The organism is Spartinivicinus ruber (genome assembly GCF_011009015.1).
Lineage (GTDB): Bacteria > Pseudomonadota > Gammaproteobacteria > Pseudomonadales > Zooshikellaceae > Spartinivicinus > Spartinivicinus ruber.
In genome coordinates this window covers 4532767-4552012 of sequence record NZ_CP048878.1, presented here as the reverse complement: position 1 = coordinate 4552012, position 19246 = coordinate 4532767, and the positions used below count along the sequence as shown (strand labels likewise).

Annotated in this window: 19 protein-coding genes; 9 read left to right on the top strand and 10 right to left on the bottom strand. The window is 40.5% G+C overall.

What is annotated here, in order from left to right:
• Window positions 1–227: 227 nt before the first annotated feature.
• Window positions 228–677, bottom strand: a complete 450-nt coding sequence (locus G4Y78_RS20695) for a hypothetical protein (RefSeq protein WP_163834806.1) — start codon at window positions 675–677, stop codon at window positions 228–230.
• A 414-nt stretch (window positions 678–1091) separates the two neighbouring features.
• Window positions 1092–2045, bottom strand: coding sequence for a Tim44 domain-containing protein (locus tag G4Y78_RS20690; protein ID WP_163834805.1), 954 nt, complete (start codon window positions 2043–2045; stop codon window positions 1092–1094).
• 1026 nt (window positions 2046–3071) lie between these two features.
• On the opposite strand from G4Y78_RS20690, the gene G4Y78_RS20685 reads away from it, so the two are divergent.
• Window positions 3072–4022: a DUF3137 domain-containing protein gene (locus G4Y78_RS20685; protein ID WP_163834804.1), complete on the top strand. Its 951-nt coding sequence runs from the start codon at window positions 3072–3074 to the stop codon at window positions 4020–4022.
• Window positions 4023–4122: 100 nt separating this feature from the next.
• Here the strand turns inward: G4Y78_RS20685 and G4Y78_RS20680 are convergent, their stop codons facing one another.
• Together G4Y78_RS20680 and udk are read right to left on the bottom strand one after the other, a co-directional pair.
• Entirely contained in the window at window positions 4123–4503 is a 381-nt protein-coding gene (locus tag G4Y78_RS20680) for a hypothetical protein (protein ID WP_163834803.1), read from the bottom strand.
• Between the two features lie 257 nt (window positions 4504–4760).
• On the bottom strand, window positions 4761–5387 hold the full coding sequence (gene udk, locus G4Y78_RS20675) for a uridine kinase (RefSeq protein ID WP_163834802.1): 627 nt from the start codon (window positions 5385–5387) through the stop codon (window positions 4761–4763).
• 503 nt (window positions 5388–5890) lie between these two features.
• Between udk and G4Y78_RS20670 the strand changes: the two genes are divergently transcribed.
• From G4Y78_RS20670 to G4Y78_RS20660, 3 genes are read left to right on the top strand one after another with little or no spacing between them, the layout of a single operon-like run.
• Window positions 5891–6673 carry an amino acid ABC transporter substrate-binding protein gene (locus G4Y78_RS20670; RefSeq protein WP_222937547.1) on the top strand — a complete coding sequence of 261 codons (783 nt, stop codon included), beginning with the start codon at window positions 5891–5893 and terminating at the stop codon, window positions 6671–6673.
• A complete protein-coding gene (locus tag G4Y78_RS20665) occupies window positions 6670–7332 on the top strand; it encodes an amino acid ABC transporter permease (RefSeq protein WP_163834801.1) in 663 nt (220 codons plus the stop codon). The genes G4Y78_RS20670 and G4Y78_RS20665 overlap by 4 nt, the downstream gene beginning before the upstream one ends.
• A 22-nt stretch (window positions 7333–7354) precedes the next feature.
• Entirely contained in the window at window positions 7355–8086 is a 732-nt protein-coding gene (locus G4Y78_RS20660; RefSeq protein WP_163834800.1) for an amino acid ABC transporter ATP-binding protein, read from the top strand.
• Between the two features lie 162 nt (window positions 8087–8248).
• On the opposite strand, the gene G4Y78_RS20655 is transcribed toward G4Y78_RS20660, so the two are convergent.
• Together G4Y78_RS20655 and tsaA are read right to left on the bottom strand one after the other, a co-directional pair.
• On the bottom strand, window positions 8249–9220 hold the full coding sequence (locus G4Y78_RS20655; protein ID WP_163834799.1) for an NADPH:quinone reductase: 972 nt from the start codon (window positions 9218–9220) through the stop codon (window positions 8249–8251).
• A complete protein-coding gene (tsaA, locus tag G4Y78_RS20650; RefSeq protein WP_230425626.1) occupies window positions 9183–9935 on the bottom strand; it encodes a tRNA (N6-threonylcarbamoyladenosine(37)-N6)-methyltransferase TrmO in 753 nt (250 codons plus the stop codon). The genes G4Y78_RS20655 and tsaA overlap by 38 nt, the downstream gene beginning before the upstream one ends.
• Window positions 9936–10013: 78 nt before the next feature.
• Between tsaA and G4Y78_RS20645 the strand changes: the two genes are divergently transcribed.
• Window positions 10014–11030, top strand: a complete 1017-nt coding sequence (locus G4Y78_RS20645; protein ID WP_163834797.1) for a sphingomyelin phosphodiesterase — start codon at window positions 10014–10016, stop codon at window positions 11028–11030.
• A gap of 39 nt (window positions 11031–11069) precedes the next feature.
• Here the strand turns inward: G4Y78_RS20645 and G4Y78_RS20640 are convergent, their stop codons facing one another.
• On the bottom strand, window positions 11070–12722 hold the full coding sequence (locus G4Y78_RS20640) for a hypothetical protein (RefSeq protein WP_163834796.1): 1653 nt from the start codon (window positions 12720–12722) through the stop codon (window positions 11070–11072).
• A 521-nt stretch (window positions 12723–13243) separates the two neighbouring features.
• Between G4Y78_RS20640 and G4Y78_RS20635 the strand changes: the two genes are divergently transcribed.
• A complete protein-coding gene (locus G4Y78_RS20635) occupies window positions 13244–13726 on the top strand; it encodes a hypothetical protein (protein ID WP_163834795.1) in 483 nt (160 codons plus the stop codon).
• A gap of 39 nt (window positions 13727–13765) precedes the next feature.
• Here the strand turns inward: G4Y78_RS20635 and G4Y78_RS20630 are convergent, their stop codons facing one another.
• On the bottom strand, window positions 13766–14458 hold the full coding sequence (locus tag G4Y78_RS20630) for a helix-turn-helix transcriptional regulator (RefSeq protein ID WP_163834794.1): 693 nt from the start codon (window positions 14456–14458) through the stop codon (window positions 13766–13768).
• A 179-nt stretch (window positions 14459–14637) separates the two neighbouring features.
• Between G4Y78_RS20630 and G4Y78_RS20625 the strand changes: the two genes are divergently transcribed.
• Entirely contained in the window at window positions 14638–15243 is a 606-nt protein-coding gene (locus G4Y78_RS20625; protein ID WP_163834793.1) for a restriction endonuclease, read from the top strand.
• 59 nt (window positions 15244–15302) lie between these two features.
• Here G4Y78_RS20625 and G4Y78_RS20620 read toward each other — a convergent pair whose 3' ends face one another.
• Entirely contained in the window at window positions 15303–16532 is a 1230-nt protein-coding gene (locus G4Y78_RS20620) for an aminotransferase class I/II-fold pyridoxal phosphate-dependent enzyme (RefSeq protein WP_163834792.1), read from the bottom strand.
• Window positions 16533–16631: 99 nt separating this feature from the next.
• A complete protein-coding gene (locus G4Y78_RS20615) occupies window positions 16632–17219 on the bottom strand; it encodes a cytochrome b (RefSeq protein ID WP_163834791.1) in 588 nt (195 codons plus the stop codon).
• Window positions 17220–17538: 319 nt separating this feature from the next.
• Between G4Y78_RS20615 and glsB the strand changes: the two genes are divergently transcribed.
• Window positions 17539–18456, top strand: a complete 918-nt coding sequence (gene glsB, locus G4Y78_RS20610) for a glutaminase B (RefSeq protein WP_456242945.1) — start codon at window positions 17539–17541, stop codon at window positions 18454–18456.
• A gap of 178 nt (window positions 18457–18634) precedes the next feature.
• Window positions 18635–19213 carry a YfiR family protein gene (locus tag G4Y78_RS20605; protein ID WP_163834790.1) on the top strand — a complete coding sequence of 193 codons (579 nt, stop codon included), beginning with the start codon at window positions 18635–18637 and terminating at the stop codon, window positions 19211–19213.
• Window positions 19214–19246 lie beyond the last annotated feature (33 nt).

Below are 19246 nucleotides of genomic sequence, written 5' to 3'. Positions count from 1 at the left end.
CGCTTAAATGAATAATTTAAGCGATTTTTTATTTTTAAATAGTTAGCTTTTAGGAAAAATCACTAATTATTTGTACGGTTTGGTGCGAAGGGCATGCTGATTGCAAAAAAATGGAGTGGGTCTGGTGAAGCTGGAAGAGCTAAGGTGGGATATTTGATAGTAAAGGAGGTATCTCAGCTAAGATACCTCTAATAACTTGTAATGGCGTAGCTAGCTAGCAGTTTTATTTATGCGTCAAACTGTTGCTGGGAGTCTTGAGGATACCGATATTGACGACGCTTTTTATAAACGACTTTAGGGGCGGCCTGGTTGTGTCTTGAGTTAGCCTCTCCCGCTTCATAAGAAGGCTGAGATTGCTGATTATAATGGTTTGGCTGTTGTTGTCTGGCCCGGTTCTGTCTGAATGGGTGACCAGTACCTTTGCTGTTGTAGCCAGTATTATTATAATTAGGCTTATTGTGATTATTTAGCGAACGTTGGTGCTGCTGTTCATCCTGATGGTAGCTAGGCTGAAATTCGCCTTCTTGATTATCGCGCTGATTCTGCATATTGTGGCGCATGCGGTAAGGGTGGCCATGGGTCTTACGCTGCTGGCGATGCTCTGGCTTTGGTTGAGGCTCAGGTGGCTTTTGCCCAGTGAACTGTTCATAAACGGTGGTATAGAGATACTTGGCCATTACATACTCCTCAATGACTAAATTATTCTGTATTTATTCTTGGTTGCTAAATAATAAAAACTGAGCTGACAGGGTAAATAGGTATGATTACGTAACAGGCGCTTTTTCCATTTAATAACAACTTCAACATTGTTGATAAACTGCAATAAAGTTAATTTAATCGACTATTACAGAATAAAGCTTGTACAGAAAGTGATTCATTTAGGGGTTTTTACTTATTCGAGCTTAACAATAACCTTATAAACTAGCCCGTTAGACCCCTAGTCAAGCGAGTGCCGCATTCTAATGCAAAAGCTAACCTGTAGCAAGAGGATTGTGAACTGGTTTGTTATTTGAAGCGGTGATGTTGTAAAAATGATATGCACTATATTGAACTATATAAAGAATTTTTCTCCAACGTTTGCGAGCTAATAGTTAGGCTTCTGGATTTGTAATTGCAGGAAGATTGGAGTCGCTATTGATTTTTAAGTTTCCAGACACTGGCTGGATACCTGTAATTAACCACTGGCTGTTATCTTGTTGCTGGTTTTCCAGGTGCCAAACTTCACTGTAGGCTTCAACTTCTTTACTGGCTTTTGGTTTTGACCAACCATGGAACTTAACTGTAATCATTGCAAGTTCACCTAAATTGCGGGCGCTGGTAATGTCAGCAAAAACGGTCAATAAGTCTATTGTTGTTTGTTCGGTTTGGCTTGGCAGAGACAAACTTAATCGCTCAAATAGTTCTGGCGTTGTATAGTGCTTTAAAGTTTGTTGATCGCCTGCTAGCCATGCTAAGTGAACGCGTTTAAATAACTCTTTTGCCTGCTCTAAAAATAATTCTGGTTGTAAGCCTTCGGGCAGGTCAAATTGAGCATAGTGGGCAGCTAAATCTGATGTTTGGTCAACTGTTGAGGTGTTGGTTTTTGCAGCTTCTTCTGGTGTTTTGCTATTAACCTGTGGTGTTGAGGTAGTTATAGTTTTGTTTTTGAAACCTAGGTGAAAAGGGATAGTTCTGTCATTTACGGGCTCGGGTGCTGTTGATTCTGTTGTTGTAGTGATGTCTTGTTGAATACTTGTTGAAAGTGAAGCTAATGCCTCATCATCAATAACTGGCTCTGGCCTTGCTTTAAGGTAACGCTTTAGCTGATCAGACCGATACTTTAATAAAAATGCTAAGCCTACAGTGAGCAGGGTTAATACTAGAATATCGGCAACACGGAGATTATGGAATGGCGTTTTTAATAGTAGACTGGTTAATAAACCACCAGTAAATGGTTGAAAACCATCTGTGTGAGTAATATTCGCATTGGCACTAGCATAGCTGTTTAAAGCTGCTGTGCTTGATAAGGTGAGAATAGTGAGAAGCTTGACGATACGGTGTTTCAATTTGAACTTCCTGTGAATAGCTTTTTGTTAACTACTTGCTTATTTAAGTTGGAATTAGTTAAAAGTAGCATGCAATGTATGTCGTTTATTTAGCAAGGGTAGTTTAAAGCTATTTTAAAAGGAGTATTTAGAATAAACAGTGAATTATTCTGCAGAACCTTAGTTACAGAGGATTTAACTGCACGCGTAGTATATTAAAGGCAAACAAAAGATGAGAGCTCATCAGGCATAAAAGTTGTCAAAGTAAAGAGCTAATAAGTTTAATGTATGCCTAATAATAGGGTGATGTATTTCAAATTGTTGTAAGTGGTGCTGGGTTTCTTCACAGACCGTTAACCGGTTGGCAGATTCCAATAAGGCATGCGCTTTATATTTTTGCTTAATTGGTTACACAAATTTAGTTCTTAATATATTTCAGTCGGCTAATGTTGAGTTTTTTCTTACTGTCAAATTAACTCAAAAATATTTAATGCTGATTGACTCAAATTAGTTGTTTGGCAAGTTAATTGATTGTGGTGGCTGGCTAGTTGGAGTAACTGAGAAGTTATATTACTAAATAGCTATATTCAACTAAGTAACGAGGCAAATAACTGATCGAAACCAGTAGCTGGACTAGAAAATGATAGCCCGCATCTTTTAGTTAATTGCTAGCTGGTGAATAACTAAAACCAACAAAGCCATAGTCTCAATCCTACGCCCTTACTTTTATAGTAAGGGTTTTTTATTTTTTAGTTGTATCTTTTCCTCGCCATATTTTAATTGATTTTTTGATTGAATTTTGATCGCTTTCTGTCGCCAGTTTGATTTGTTGCCCATTTAGTTTAATTGTGGCTAATTCATAAAATGGTATTGCTTAATTCATCATGTTATGACTAATTGCTTTATCATAAAAATCAGTGATATTACCCCTTTTAAACTATGCTTGATCAGTATAAGGTTGCCTTTTGATTTTGACGGCTTTTTCTAAGTTGAAGGCTATACTTATATGGTTGATTATTGTCAGACAATGTTTAGGCGAGGGTAGTAATGAAGTCTGTAGATCAAATCACTGCCTTTTATGTTGATGCATTAGTGGAAGGCAAAGGGGACTTTTCAGCAAGGGCAAAATCGCTGGGCCACGAGTTTTATCAAAGTATTCAAAAAGGGTTGCTTTATTGGTTGGCGGCTATTGTTGCCTCAGCCTTATTGCTGGAAAGCAGTAATGCCATTCTAGTCACCATTTTATTATCAGCAATTGTGATTGGTTGGTATCTGCGCAAAGATTACTTGCAACTCAAGCAGGCCTTTAATACTGAATGTTACTCTGCCATTTTACCTAAAGTAGTCCAGTTTACTGATGACTCCTTGGAATACCGTGCTAATCAAGGGATAACTCGTCATGTATTCCAGGATAGTAAGGTAGTTCCGGGTGCTTTTGTTCGCTATCAAGGTCAAGACTATATTACGGGCAAGTGGGAAGGTGTTCATTTTGAAATGTCAGATATTTATGCGGCGGTGGAGCGGAAAGGTATTTTTCATTTCTTGCAAACAGCATTTCATGGGGTTTGTGTCATTATTGATAACGAAAAAAACTTTCCGGGACATTTAGTCATACGGCCTAAGCCAAGTTTCTTGGATGAAGAAGAACGTCAGGAATATGAGGCTTTTTATAAGTGTTTTAATAATATTAATGTTGGCTATGCTGCGTTTGATCGATATTTTGACGTTTACTCAGATTGCACGGAAGATGTTCATCAGTTGTTAACAACTCGACTGATAATGCAAGTCATGTCTTTACGTGCGAAATATGGCGATAATGTTTACCTGGTTTTTAATGGCAATAAAGTTGTCATTGGGATTAATGGTCTGCATGTATTTGATCGCTCTAAAAACGTTTATTTTGACAGCTTTTATTCAGATGATGTGATTGTTTGGTACAGTGAGCTGATGCGTGCTTGTTCATTAATCTATGATGTACGACTTGCTGTTAAAAGCTGAAAAATATCGTTAATATAGAGTTTAAAGGCCCCTAATACAGGGCCTTTAAACTATGTCACTGTAGAATTGCTTGCCGTTTGTTAGTCTCTTTTGCTTTTATTTAATAGTTTTTATACCACAACGTGTTCTTCCTTAACGAATCTTTGTCTTCTCTTTCGATATAACGCCTACCTTTTCTGCCATCTTGACTGGTGACATGAGCTGTCAATTTGACTTTGTTGGAAGGAAAACGAAATCGGTGGAAGCCTTTATCGTTTAATGGTTTGTTGATGATACGACGATTAAAGTCGTCAAATACTTCCAGTTGGGCACCACTGGCAGGCTCACCTTCAGGTAAGTAAGCTCTTAAATTTACGAAATCACCTTGGGTGTAATAGTATACACTTAATGGGTACTTGGCTTGCTGTTTGGCAATATGGGAGCAACCGCTAATCAATAATGCACTGATAAGGAAGCAGGAATAAACAATTCGTTTAAGCATTGAACAACCTCCATGCTTTTATGATAGATAATCAATAATAAAGCAACAAATGTACCTGGCTTAACCTGGAGTAAATGAGCTAATTGTAAGGTTTGACCTTTATTTAGTTGGTTTATCACCAGAACACTCAGTAAATTTGGGGGAGAGAACAAAAGTAGCTACAGCACCTTGATTCACTGATGAATCGAAAATGCTGTAGATAGGTAAGTCTAGATAGCGTGCTTGGCTCTTTAATATTTGCTGAAAAAGCCAGCAGACTAGTACTTTTCGATCAGAGAGCGGATTTTGGTTTTAATTAGATCAATAGCAATGCGATTTCGTCCGCCATGGGGAATAATCAGGTCGGCATATTGGCGTGAAGGCTCAATAAACTGCATAAACATGGGGCGAACAGTTTCTTGATACTGTTTTAGCACAGAGTCCATGTCACGGCCGCGGCTGATAATGTCTCTTTGCAAACGACGAAGCAGGCAAATATCCAATGGGGTATCCATATAAAACTTCAAGTCAAACTCATTTCTGACTTCGGGAGTAGCGAGTAGCAGAATACCTTCAATAAGAACTACACGTGTTGGCTTTACTGCTCGAGTTTCTGCTCGTCGGTTGTGGATAGAGTAATCATAGACAGGCACTTGAACGGTAGAGCCTAATTTGAGTGCTTGCATATGCTTGATCATTAATTCATGATCGAGTGATTCGGGATGGTCATAGTTAGTTTTAGTGCGCTCGTCCATGGTCAGATGGCTTTGATCCTTGTAGTATGAGTCCTCTGAAATTACACAAACCTGTTCAGATTGGAGTTCTTTGATTAAGGTTTGAGCAAGTAAACTTTTGCCAGAAGCGGATGCGCCTGCAATGCCAACAAGAATGGTATTCTGTGCCATGAGTTTGCTACTTTCTCTTCATGCTCTTTTGTAAAAAGAGACTACTAAGTTGTTAAATTTTAATGTAATACCAGAGGCTGAAAAATAGCCAAAAAATTTCCCTATTGTAACATATATACATTAAGGTTCTAGAATCTGTTGATGATTGTGTTTCAATGAGTAAGTAGTAGTTTACTTATATAACTGAATGTTATTTTTATGTTATTTTTTAGTATTGTATTGCTGATCTATTCTTCAGTATGGTGTCCTCCTGGCTAGGTCTATAAGTACGGTATAGGCTCCCTACCGCTGTTGAGATTTTTAATAGACTATGTGTTGTCACTTCGGTTTCTGCCTAAATCCATTATTGGTTTCATAAAGGGTGTTATTAGGAATGGCTGCCAACTGACATATTTGGCCAAATCATTCTATAAATAAATCTTGGTACCAATTAAATACAGTTTGAGTAATCACTAATTACAGTAAATGTAGTGTTATTTTTTATTAATATAGAGGTCGCTTGCGTGAAACAATTAATGCGTTGGTTGCTACCAATAGTTGCTATATTCGCTTTGGTAGGGTGTTCATCAGAAAATGAACAAGCCGGAAAGAATCAAGCAGAGGCAATAAAAGTTGGTAGTTCTGGTAGTTATTATCCTTTTACTTTTGTTGAAAAAGGAGAGCTACAGGGCTTCGAAATTGATTTATGGAATGAAATAGGCAAACGGGTGGATCAACCCATTAAGTTTGTGACAGCAAATTTTTCTGGTTTATTTGGCATGTTAGAAGCCGGTAAAATAGATACGATTTCTAATCAAATTACCATAACTGAAGAGCGTAATAAGAAGTATCAGTTTTCTACGGCTTATGTTTATGATGGTGCTCAGGTGGTTGTGCATAAAAATAATGCAACCATTCAGTCACTTGCAGATTTAGCTGGTAAAAAAGTAGCAGTTAATTTGGGCTCTAATTTTGAACAGATCTTGCGCAAGCATGATGAGAAGCAACAGATAGAGATTGTGTCCTTTGATACAGGTGTTGAACAAAATGTTGTGAAAGGTAGTTCAGATGCTTTTGTTATGGATAGAGTATCTGTGTTGGCATTGATCAAAAAATCTCAACTACCTTTAAAGCTAGTGGGTAAACCGATTGAAGTGATTCGTAATGCTTTGCCATTTCCACGCAATGAACGAGGGGATGCATTGCGTCAACAGGTAGATGAAGCCTTAGCAGCCATGCTACAAGATGGCACTTTGGCAAAAATTTCTAACAAATGGTTTGGCATGGATATTACCAAGCAATCATGAATTTTGACTTTCTTTACCTTTACGACCGGCTGCCGGTTATTCTAAATGCATTGGACATCACTATGGGGATGTCCATTATTGCTGTACTGCTATCGTTGGGTATTGGTGTTTTGCTGGCCTTAATAAAGGTTTTTCAAGTGAAAGGGCTAACCCAGCTGGCTGATTTTTATATTTCTTTTTTTCGTGGCACTCCATTGTTAGTGCAACTGTTTTTATTATATTACGGGTTACCTCAGTTAGTACCAGCTGCTGATATGTCGGGTTTTGCAGCAGCTGTGATTGGATTAGGGTTACACTTTGCTGCTTATATGGCAGAAAGTATTCGCGCTGCTATTTTAAGTGTTACCAGTGATCAGCGGGAAGCTGCATTAAGTATTGGCATGACAGAATTGCAGGCTATGCGACGAATTATTTTGCCTCAGGCTACCCGAATTGCCACTCCACCATTAATGAATAATTTTATTGACTTGCTCAAAAGTACCTCATTAGCATTTACTTTGGGGGTGGCGGATATTATGGCAAAAGCAAAACTAGAAGCTGCCAGCAGTTTTAAATATTTTGAAAGCTTTGTTTTGGTGGCGTTGGTTTATTGGTTGATAGTCGTTTTATTAACCCGTTGTCAGCAGGCATTGGAAAATCATTTAAATAAAGCTTATTGAGTTTAAAAGCGAAATTGTTGTTATGCTTAAAGTAAAAGGATTGGCTAAAACATTTGTTGGTAAAGCTGTTTTATCCAATATTGATCTCTCGATTAATGCGGGGGAGACAGTCGCTATAATAGGTCCATCCGGTACGGGTAAGTCGACATTACTGCGTTGTTTAAATTGGTTGGAAGCACCCTCGGCAGGCACTGTGGCTATTGATGGGATTACAGTCAACAGCCAGAGCTATACAACGGCTGATGTATTAGCTTTGCGGCGTAAAACAGCTTTTGTGTTTCAACAATATGCACTATTTAAAAATAAAACTGCTTTGGCCAATATTATGGAGCCGTTGATTACTGTGCAAAAATGGCCTAAAGCGGAAGCAAAACAGCTTGCATCTGAAATATTAGATAAGGTGGGGTTGGCAGATAAAGCAACCGCTTTTCCTGCTCAGTTATCTGGTGGTCAGCAACAGCGAATAGGCATTGGTCGAGCACTCGCAACTCAAAGCCCAGTTATTTTATTTGATGAACCAACCTCGGCACTTGACCCAGAGAAAGTAGGAGAAGTGCTGAATTTAATGAAAGCATTAGCCAAACAACAACAAACCATGCTGGTGGTTACCCATGAAATGCAATTTGCCCGTGAAGTCGCTGATCGGGTGTTGTTTATGGCAGATGGCGGTATTGTTGAGCAAGGGTCGCCAGAGCAAATATTTCAATCACCTCAAGACTCTCGCACCCAGGACTTTTTGGCGAGAGTAAGCTAGTTAGTAACTTGTTTGTACCCACTATGTGAAATACGGCAGTATATACTCACAGTGAAGGAGGTTTTAGGCTAGGCAACCAAGTGATAAGGCCCCAGGAGCTTAAGTAACTGGAGTGAACAACGATGGTAACAAAGCCTAAAAATTATTCACGAAGAGTTATACTTACTCTGGTCTTGCTATTAATACAACATTACCCGCCGCACCTTTGGTCATCACTTGTTGATGGGCTTTACCTGCTTCTTCAAGAGTAAAGGCATGTTTAACAACAGGATTAATTTTGCCATCTTTGGCTAGCTCAACGATATTGTTGTACATTGCTTGTCGTTCTTCCAGACTAGCATTGGCTAATGCTAATCCTCTGATATCGGCATTACGTGCCATGAGGTCCCTTGGATTAATTGTGACTTCACCACGGCTGCCAATAATAATTACCCGTCCTCCTTTGGTTAACAAAGGTAAATCCTGGCCTAAATTAATATTGGCTAACATTTCTAAAATAATATCGATACCTTGATTTTGGGTGTAACCCTTAATGGCTTGCCAGTGATTCTGATCATTGTGGTTGAACATTTGATCAGCCCCTTGCTGATAGGCTGATTGTGTTCCTAGTTCTGTACTGGCAGTACCCAACACTGTTAAGCCATGAGCATTACCGAGCTCAATGGCGGCTAAACCAACACCACCACTGGCACCATGAATTAACATAGTTTCACCGGCGATAGCCGCTGCACGCTGGTGAAGAGCTAACCAGGCTGTACCATAAGGGATGCCTAAGCAAGCACCCTGAGCGAAACTAAGGTTATCTGGTAGGGGATAAACATGATCTTGTGAACAAACAGCAGTATCAGCATAGCAGCCGGTAATGGATTGGGTACAAAACACCCGGTCACCTGGTTTAAACCAAGACACACTTTCTCCAACCGCTTCTACTATACCAGCGCCGTCTTTGCCGGGTGTGTAAGGAAAAGTAGTTGTGTAATTATTGGTGCCCGCTCTGATGTAAGTATCAACTGGATTAACCCCTGCGGCATAAATTTTAATGACTAACTCTTCAGGGCTAGGTGTAGGTAAATTTTTTTCTACCAGTTGTAGTACATCAATGTCTCCGTGTTGTGAAACTTGAATCACTTTCATTATTAACAGGCTCCATATAGTTGACATGAAAGGTGTCAGGTGTTGTATGCCATCTTATATTAACATCCCACAGTTGAATACCATGTTCACGTCCACTGCTATTTTGTAAATAAGCTGGCCTGGGGTCTTGGCTAAGTACCTGGCTGGTCAATAGATACAGATTTCGCCCCGTTGTTTGTTGGTATTGCTGACAAAATGACTTTACTTGCTCACTAAAGGTTACGGTTTTATTGGCAGCAGGTGGTGGAGCAAAACCATTGCTGGCTTCGATAATGTGATCACTATAGGGTAAGTAGGGTTTTATATCGATAACCGGTGTACCATCCAGCAAGTCTATTTCACTTAATTGCAGGCTTAGCTTGTCGCTTTCCTGGGTAATACTTTCCAGTTTTACAACTGATAAACCTATAGGGTTAGGGCGATGAGTTGAGCGTGAGGCAAAAACGCCCACTCTTTTTTTACCCCCTAGACGTGGTGGTCGAATGGTAGGACGCCAGCCCTCACTTAAGGTGTGATGAAATATAAATGAAACCCAAAGGTGAGAGAATACTTCCAAGCCGTTCAAGCACTCTCGGCGGTTAAAAGGGGGGAGTAACTCCAGCTCAGCAGTGGCAGCAGTGACTAAACCTGGCTGGCGGGGAATACCGAATTTTTGGGTATAGCAAGAATGGATAATACCGATAGGCTTAAAAATAAACTCGGTTAGATTGTCCACATTCTCTCCTACAAAATGCATAAACACCCTACGATCAAATCATAAAAGCAAAAATAATAAAAATAAGAGGTTTTCCTTATGTCTTTGTTCAAACACTGGCTCTTATTAGGGCTATGTCTCTCTTTATTTTCTCAAGTTGGTCAGTGCAAACCAACTCAGCTGCAAGTGATGGCTTATAACATTATGCAGCTGGGTAAAATTGCGGGTGACTGGGATCAAACTAACCGGCTAAATCAACTCGGTGAAACTATTCGTCAACTAGAATCATTGCCTGATGTGATAGTTTTTAATGAGGTTTTTACTGATAAGGCAGCAGATGTATTACATCAACTTGCAGATTTATATCCTTATCAAACCCCTAATGTAGGGCAAGACTGCTCAGGCAATGGGTGGGATAGTTTAAGTGGAGATTGTTCCAATAGTCTATTGGTTATTCGGGGTGGAGTGATGCTATTAAGTCGTTACCCGATAGTAGAGCAGCATGCCTTGGTTTTTACTGCCAGCCAATTTGGCTCCTGGGACTACCAGTCCAACAAGGGGGCTGCTTATATAAAAATTGAGCGGAATGGGCAATATTTTCATGTGTTGGGTACCCACTTGCAAGCGGCTCATGATGATAGTGAAAAATCCCACCCCTTCCGCATGCAACAATTAATAGAGTTGCGTCAATGGACCGATAGCTTTGGTATAAGCCGGTCGGAGCCTGTGATTGTCGCTGGTGATATGAACGTTGAATTTGGCCGTAGTGACCATATTCAGGATATGTTACGCAGCTGCCAATGTGAGTTAACCTATCAGCCAGGAACAGTGATGTCCTATTCAGCACCAACCAACTGGCATACCAGAGCCAATGCCTATCATTTTAAGTTTTCCCTTGAATATGACGATACGCTGGATTATGTCATGGCACGTGCCGACTACCGCCAGCCTAAGCAACCTGCTGAGATGGAAGTGATTCCTTTAAAAGCCAGCCAGCCTTGGTATTGGTCATACCTAAGAGGCTGGTGGTCTTTTGCTTCAGGAAAACAATGGTATGATGGCTATTACCAGGATATTTCTGATCACTATCCCGTCATCGCAACATTTCATTATTAGTTCAAGCACCACTATTTCAAGTTACTTTTCGAGAGGTTCTTAAGTAATACTATGTAAAAAGGGAAGGTGTGCCTGGTCAAAGTAGGCATCAATTGATGCCTGTAGAATGTGGGTAAATAAGGGGATTTCCTCAAGTGGCATATCATTGGCCAGGCAATCGGCAAGGATGGCAAACTCGTGCCACTCTGGCCCACGTTTTTGCAGTTTATGCTGGCTTAACAAGGCTAATAGAACAAAGCGGCTTAACCATTTTTCCCGATAGCTTTCCAGCATAAAAGAAGGGAGTTGTGCTTGTTGTTGCTCTGTTAGTTGATCATTTTCCCATTGCACAATTTTTTTATGTAGCTGATTGTCACTTTCAAACCAGCTAAATTGGGTCATTTCGCTGTTAGGCCAATCGCTACTTTTAGTGAGCACTTGATCTATCTGGTTAAACTCAAATAGATCTGAGTTTGAGTGTTTCCACTCTTTCAGCATGGTTCGGCTATTAATAAAAGTGGGCTGCCATTGATTAATGTTGAGCATTTCAAATAGCATCATCGCTTCTGCTGTGACGGCCTGTTGATTAGCGCGATTATAGGCTAAAAAATGAGGAAGTACATGGTTGAGGCACTGCTTATCAACAGAAAAACTGAACACTTGCTGACGAAATTGTTTAAATGCTTCATCACAGTCTTTGCGTAATGACAGTGGGGTAAACCAGCTATCAATAATGCCAAACTGCTCTTTTAATACCATCCCAATTAAACGAAACTTTTTATGTTCTTTGACCAAGGCTAATAATGAGCAGGCACCAGAGCCATCTACCATCGAAACCCGTAATTCTTTAAGCTCAAAATGTGGTTGGCCTAGATACTCCTCACACTCCACTCCGAGGCGGCGAATTTGTCGGATAATAATATCCAACTGTTGTTGTTCATCGGTTGCTAACCAGTTTCGCATCATGATGAGCCGCCGCAAAATTTTACTGGAAACCTGCTCAAGACAATGGGGGTGTTGTAATAGTGAAAGCAACGTTTGTCGTACTTCAGGACGCTTATGTAATAAAAATAAAAAGCAACCTTCATTAATGATAGCGCTGGTGGACTGTAACATATCTGCCAATAAAGGGATCAGGGTATCTTCTGGTACAAAAGTTAAATTGTCTGCAAAGTGAAGATAGAAATCATATTCATTGGTTATGTTGCAGTCGATAATTAAGGTTTCCAGCTCTGCCATTAAGCTTTCAGGGGTAGCATCAGTTTTATTATTCTCATGTTGATAGGCTTGCTGCTGGTGCCAGGCCTGACAGGCTGTAACTAGCTGTTGGTTGAGTGGCAAGTCAAATTCAGTCAAGTGGCCTAAAAATAACAAGATGCAGGATTTAGGTAATTGATTATTGTTTAGTTTATTAACAAACTCTGTTTGAAATTGTTCCCATTTTTTGCGGATGCCAGGTACTTGATTACGTAACTGGATCATCAGCTCTAGAAGACCTACATAGGCTGTACGGTCAATTGCTTCAAGGGTATGCTCATCAATGTCAGCTGCCAACTTTTCGATATGGTTAAGTAAGTCCATTAAAAAGTGAGCAGGACTACGCCAGCCACAATCTTCTATATCTTGCCAGCTAAGCACTAACTCAGCATTGTCGTTGAGTATTTGGGCATATTGGTTGATAACGTCGGTGATAATGTCAGAGTTAGCGTTCATTAAAAACCTGATTGTGTAATTGCTAATGTAAAGCTCAAAGTTGCGCTGTTAACCTGAATGTTGAATGTATTGGCCAGATGAATGTACGGAATGTGCCTGAACTCGCTTTTTAATAAAACGTTGGTCCCTTAAATTGAGAAAGGAGATGTATTCATCATTTTATTACGACACTATGTAGTATAAATGCAGCCTAAGACAGTGGTGTTTAAAAGGTCGGCTTGGCTGTTGAGCACTCAAAGTACGCTCTCTTAACCGCTGTTCTATTTAACTAACAGCAATAAACTCAACTCAAGGACTTTCTTAGTGCCATGGAGGCTGTCACAAAACGCTTATACATGCAACTCAAGCACTACCATTTGGTTTAAAAAGCTTTGAAGAACAAAGTCTCTTTAATAGTGCTTTTTACTGCTAATCAATTGAATGTAGCAGGGGGTTGCTGGGTTTTCAGGTGTGTGATACTTATCCATATTTAACAAATATTGTAACAAGCGGCTGCTGTGTTGACTTTATAGCAAAAAGCAGTGGCTTTAAAGCTAAGTGAGTTTGAGAAAGAGAAAATACACGACAAGCAGGAGAATTGGCTGATGGTCATGGCATTTTTATTAGGCTTATTAACCTTCGGGTTAATGGCAAGTGTCATTATATTAACCCTGGTAACAGTGCCTCAAATATATCAACGATTATCTGTTGAGCATGAGCAATTATTGATCAAGCAAGTGATGCCGATGGCTTACCCCGCTCTGGGTGGTGTGGCCTTGTTATCAGTGCTATTGAGCTTTTTACAAACCCAGCCTATGTTTTTAGGCACAGTATTATTAGTTGCGGTGGTAGGCGTTTGCTTATTTGCTTGGGGCTATATGGCACCACAAATTAATCAAAGCTATGAATTGTTACAGCAACAAAAGTTTGGTGCAGATAAAGACTTTAACCAGTGGCGTAATATCTGCTTGGGTGTTAATGGGGCACTGCTGGCTGTTCTGCTTATTGTATTTCTAATGATTTAATTCCATCGAGCACTCTGGATTAGGTTCAAAAGATAGCACTTAGTCAGTGTTATCTTTTGTCGACATCAAGGTGATAAAGTCGCTGAGTTGTTTGCCAGGTTCATCAATAAAGTAGCTGTTTTGTAAAGTAAGCTGTTGGATTCGGTCCAGTCGAAAATTTCTAAAGTCATTTCTTAATTCACACCAAGTGGTCAGTGTCCAGACTTTTCCCCAGAAATAGAGCTGTAGTGGTCGAATGGTTCGATGGCTGGATTGCTGCTTTTCATCAAGGTAATCAATGACTACTTTTTTCTTTTCAATGGTGGCCTTCCGCAGAGGTTCAATACGTTCACTGACTTGTTTGTCATGTAACGGAAAAGGGACACCAAGAGGTGTCTGTTGAAGCTTGGCTAACAGCCTAGCCGGGATATTTTCTTTTACTTTGTTTAGGACTGATTCAGCTGCATCATGGAGCTGTTGATCGGTGCATTGCATGGTGAGCTGTAAGCCAAGCACCAATGCTGTTAACTCTTCCTCCGTAAACTGTAAAGGAGGAAAGTTAAAACTTTGATCCAGTTGATAACCATAGCCTGCTTCACTAATTACTGGCACACCACTTAATTGTAAGTCCTGCATATCTCGGTAAATAGTACGCTCAGAAACTTCCAGTCGCTCAGCTAAATAGGCTGCAGTCGTCCATTGACGGTGACGGATAATTTGCACAATTTGAAACAGTCTGTCTGATCGACGCATTTCCACTACCTACAAGAAGAGTTAAGTGATAACACTCTATTATACTGACCTTCTCCTGCCACCTATATGTCAGGAGAGGGAAGTTTGAACTTTGTTGGGACAAGTGCGGGTTTTTATGCATAATATGTCGTATTTAACCCTTTGATATCGTCTTAGAAGAACAAAATAAAATAGCTTTTATGGCCTCAATACGTGCTTGTTTAATTCTACCCTGGTGGGCTTTTCTACTTTTAGCCCCTATTTTCTACAGTTTAATGGCTTACTACTTGCCTGACCAAAACTTCTCTATTGGGCTTATTGAAAGACTGGTGACGTCTATTGAGCCTTACGCCAAGAATACTGCGCTGGTGATGCTGGCATTGGCTGTATTTGAGCTAATTATTTATTTGTTTAGGGGGCGCTCTGGTCGGATTAAGCTTCAGTTTAAAGGTAAAGATATCTGCAAGATTAGCTGGCGAGAATTTGAATTGTTAGTGGCAGAAGCTTATCGGCGCAAGGGATACCGTGTTCAGGTAACAGAAGGCTCTGCTGATGATGGAATTGATGTGGTATTGAAAAAAGGGGCGCAAGTAACTTTAGTGCAATGTAAGCACTGGAAGAATAGCAAAGTTGGAGTTAAACCTGTTAGAGAGCTATTAGGAGTGATAACAGCAAAAAGAGCCCACAAAGGTATTTTTGTGACCTCAGGTACTTATACCCGACCAGCGATTGAGTTTGCTCAAACTAACGACCTCACGCTTGTAGATGGTGATGGTTTACGGTCCCTATTAAAAGAAATTGGTTAGCGCTTATTTTTTTATAGATGGGCAGTGGCCTATATTTAGCCACTTCAGCCCCTTAAGTGTTATTTTAAAGCATCAATTTTCTTTAGTGCACTACTGAGTTGTTGCCAGCGCTGTTCTGCTGAGCCTGTATAGCCAATCGCCAGTCTAATTAAGCCTGGACTAATTCCAGCACTTTGTTTGTTTTCTTCACTGAGTTCACTTGAAGTAGAGCTGCCAGAACAAGACATTAACGTGTCAAAATAACCTAAGCTAACAGCCATATACCCAAACTGAAACTCATTTTGTAGGCAGTTCATGAGTTCGTTGGCTTTGGTTTCGGTGCCCATATCCAGGGTTAGGATACCACCAAAGCCGTATTCAAGATTGGCAATCTCTTTAAACAGCTGGTGGTCTGGGTGGGTGGGTAAGCCAGGGTAATTCACTTTAATACCATTTTCAGTTAGTTTGTTGGCAATAAATCGAGCGCGCAGGCTATGTTCTTTAATTCGCAAGGGCAGGTGAGGTAGGCGCATACTGATTCTGAATGCGATTTCTGGATCCATGGTTGGTCCCAACAGCATTAAAGTACCTTGGTGTAAGTCCATCATATCTAGTATAAAATCTTGTCGTGCACAAATGGCCCCTGCAATAGTGTCTGATGCTCCATTAATGAACTTGGTTAGACTATGTAAAACAATATCAGCACCCAGATTAATGGGATTAATAATGAGTGGGCTAAAGGTATTGTCCACCACTAATGTGAGTTTATGTTGTTGAGCAATCTTAGCCAGTAAAGGTAAAGGTGCTACCCGTAGTGTAGGGTTAGAGAGTGTTTCAGTATAAATAACTTTGGTTTTTTCAGTAATAGCTGCTTTGACGGCTTTGAGATCAGTTATATCAACAAAGCGGGTATTAATATTATTTTTGGCGGGTAGCAAGTCATGCAGTAACGCAAAAGTACCACCATAGATTGAGTTAGCGGCAATAATTTCATCGCCCGGTTGACACAGTTGAATAAGTGTTGAGCTGATAGCGCTCATACCACTTGCCGTGCAATAGCCAGCTTCTGTGCCTTCTAAAGCGGCGAGTTGCTGGCCTAAGTTATAGACAGTGGGATTGAAGTGTCGTCCATATAAATAGCAGCCACCTTGGTTTGGGCCTTTTTCCCCCTGGAAAATTGCAGGTAGTGTGTCTGCCTCCATCACGGTAAATGTAGTGCTTGCTTCGATGGACATATTAACACCACCATGCTCTCCAAATTCATGGCGGGCAGTTGCCATCCGTTCAACGGGGTCTTGATTGTCGGTCATGAGGTAATTCCATTTATTGTGCTTATTTTATTTTGCGATTGCAGTCCAGTGTAACGTCAGTTGTTGGCTAAAGAAATACTCCTGTGGGCTAACTTTGATTTAGGCTTTACTTGGCAGCATTTTTTGTAATGTATCATCCAGTTTAATCCAGTGATGGTAAAAAGCCGCTAAGATATGTACGACAATGAGCATCCAAACTAAATATTGGCCACCAATTTGTTTGTGAAAAAAATCGATTGGCTTTTCAAACTCTTTAAATGTCATGCCTAGTTGATCAACAACCCACCAGTCAAATAATGGGGTATGGGCAAATTGGGGAATATTAAATAAAAAGAAAAACTGGGTATCATCATGGGTACCCATATAGCCGGTTAAAGGCATGGCAATCATAAAAAAGTAGAGTGCAAAATGACCTGCTTTTGCAGCCATATGTTCCCACCTGCTGCCTGGTGCAGGTTTAGGGGTGGGGTTAGTAAAGCGCCAGGTAATTCTTAGTAAAACGAAAATACCAATTGAAACCCCAAAAGAAAGATGCAGGTGTAAAGCTGTTAAAGTGGCTTCTGTTTTAGGCTCAGTAAACCAGTGACGGTAATAGACACTTATATAGGCAGCCAAAAAGCCAAGTGCTGTTAACCAGTGTAACCATTTAGCAATAGCACCGTAGCGTAAGTTTGTATTTCTTAACATGTATTCCCCTCCATTGGGACTAAAAAGAGCTGTATTCTCAATAAAAATATGAATATGTGGTGTTGATGTGGTTATTAATTATGAGTAAGCCACATAAGACGAAATGTAATTTAACTGAAAATAACCAGTATCCCAAGCAAGACAAACATAATAACAAGCTGTTAGTGGCTACTATATAGTCTGAATAAGTTAACTGGTGTTTAGGAATCTAAAAAAAGTTGTTTTGGCACTGGTTTTCTCGGTATGATGGCGCGCCCCGAGGGACTTAGCTTGTTGCTAAATAGCTGTAGTGCCAAATGTTTATGAGGTAAAGACGTATATGCCCATCATGCAAAGTACGCTCGATGACATTATCGCTGAAGTAAAGCCACTGATTGGTCAGGGCAAAGTTGCTGACTATATTCCTGCATTAGCAGAAGTGCCTGCTGACCGCTTGGGAATAGCTGTTTGTACGGTGGATGGCGAAGTGTTTAAAGCAGGCGATGCAGATGAGCTGTTTTCTATTCAGAGTATCTCTAAAGTGCTTAGCCTGACTTTGGCGATTAATCGGGTAGGAGATGAACTCTGGGAGCGCGTGGGTAAAGAACCTTCTGGGTTGTCATTTAACTCGTTGGTTCAGTTGGAATATGAGAAGGGCATCCCTCGTAACCCATTTATTAATGCGGGTGCCTTGGTTGTTAGTGACGTACTGCAAAGTCGTTTATCAGCACCAAAGCATCGAATGCTGGAGCTAGTGAGAGAGTTGGCAGATGATCCAGCGATTATCTCTGATAAACGAGTGGCACGGTCAGAGTATCAGCATAGTGATCGCAATGCTGCCATTGCTTACTTGATGAAGTCATTTGGTAACTTCTCTAACCGGGTGGAAGATGTTCTGCGCTCCTACTTCAGCTACTGTGCGTTAAAAATGAGTTGTGTGGATTTGGCGAAAACCTTCATTTATTTAGCCAATCAGGGGCGCCCATTGGGTTGGAAAAAGCCACTGATCAGCCCGAGACAAACTAAGCAAATCAATGCATTGCTGGTGACTTGTGGGCTATATGATGAAGCTGGTGATTTTGCTTATCGGGTAGGCATTCCTGGCAAGAGCGGTGTGGGTGGCGGCATTATTGGTATTGTGCCTGGTGAACTCACCGTTTGTGTATGGTCTCCTGAGCTTAATAAATCGGGTAACTCATTAGCAGGCACAGCGGCACTAGAACTGTTTACCTCAAGATTGGGACGCTCTATCTTTTAAAAGCAGCTTTTTGGCTCAATCTATTTTCATCTCCCTTAAGTCTAGGCTTTCTACCAAGGCTTGTTAGAAAATGCAGCCTGTAACCCCCAGCAACCTTGATAACTGAGGAAAAATTCGGGCTAGCATTTATACTTTTCCATAGCTTTCTCCTTCAATTCAGCTCACTAGTGGCGTGTGCATGCGGTTCAGCCTGGCAACTCAGCAATATGTAAGAGAGATATTCTTGGTAGCTATCCTGCTAGTGACGGCATGGTTACCTGCAGTTAGCCAAGGCGCTGATCGCGGCTTAGCTAATGTAACGGCAGCGTTTATTTATAAAATCAGCAAATTTGTTATCTGGCCAGAATCTACCTTTAAAAACAAAGATTCCACAGTGAACTTATGCTTATACGGTCCTGACCAATTGGGTTTGGCAGCTATTTTAGGCAAGTTAAAAGGGAAAAAGACCCAGCAACGACCACTAGATGTTTTTTCAGTATCTTCTGAGTCTGCATTAGTCAGGTTGATAAAAGAAGGTCAGCATTGCCATATGCTTTATTTTACCAATGGCAACATTAATCAAATTTTAAAACGTAATACCAGCCTACTTACCAATACGCTGTTGGTCGGAGGGAACAAAGGCTTTTTAACCAGTGGTGGAATGGTTGCACTTATTTTGGTTGACAAGAAATTGAATATTTTTATCAATCGTCAGGCGCTGGAACAAAGTTCGGTGAAATTGCAGGCACGACTATTGATGATTACTAAGACGTTTTAAGGGATATCAGTTGTAGGCACAATAAATGATGGT

Bases quoted from the DNA above. Each gene is read 5' to 3' on its own strand.
- G4Y78_RS20695 (WP_163834806.1), bottom strand. From the start codon at position 677: ATGGCCAAGTATCTCTATACCACCGTTTATGAACAGTTCACTGGGCAA.
- G4Y78_RS20685 (WP_163834804.1), top strand. From the start codon at position 3,072: ATGAAGTCTGTAGATCAAATCACTGCCTTTTATGTTGATGCATTAGTG.
- G4Y78_RS20680 (WP_163834803.1), bottom strand. From the start codon at position 4,503: ATGCTTAAACGAATTGTTTATTCCTGCTTCCTTATCAGTGCATTATTG.
- udk (WP_163834802.1), bottom strand. From the start codon at position 5,387: ATGGCACAGAATACCATTCTTGTTGGCATTGCAGGCGCATCCGCTTCT.
- G4Y78_RS20665 (WP_163834801.1), top strand. From the start codon at position 6,670: ATGAATTTTGACTTTCTTTACCTTTACGACCGGCTGCCGGTTATTCTA.
- G4Y78_RS20660 (WP_163834800.1), top strand. From the start codon at position 7,355: ATGCTTAAAGTAAAAGGATTGGCTAAAACATTTGTTGGTAAAGCTGTT.
- G4Y78_RS20655 (WP_163834799.1), bottom strand. From the start codon at position 9,220: ATGAAAGTGATTCAAGTTTCACAACACGGAGACATTGATGTACTACAA.
- G4Y78_RS20645 (WP_163834797.1), top strand. From the start codon at position 10,014: ATGTCTTTGTTCAAACACTGGCTCTTATTAGGGCTATGTCTCTCTTTA.
- G4Y78_RS20640 (WP_163834796.1), bottom strand. From the start codon at position 12,722: ATGAACGCTAACTCTGACATTATCACCGACGTTATCAACCAATATGCC.
- G4Y78_RS20630 (WP_163834794.1), bottom strand. From the start codon at position 14,458: ATGCGTCGATCAGACAGACTGTTTCAAATTGTGCAAATTATCCGTCAC.
- G4Y78_RS20625 (WP_163834793.1), top strand. From the start codon at position 14,638: ATGGCCTCAATACGTGCTTGTTTAATTCTACCCTGGTGGGCTTTTCTA.
- G4Y78_RS20620 (WP_163834792.1), bottom strand. From the start codon at position 16,532: ATGACCGACAATCAAGACCCCGTTGAACGGATGGCAACTGCCCGCCAT.
- G4Y78_RS20615 (WP_163834791.1), bottom strand. From the start codon at position 17,219: ATGTTAAGAAATACAAACTTACGCTACGGTGCTATTGCTAAATGGTTA.
- glsB (WP_456242945.1), top strand. From the start codon at position 17,539: ATGCCCATCATGCAAAGTACGCTCGATGACATTATCGCTGAAGTAAAG.
- G4Y78_RS20605 (WP_163834790.1), top strand. From the start codon at position 18,635: ATGCGGTTCAGCCTGGCAACTCAGCAATATGTAAGAGAGATATTCTTG.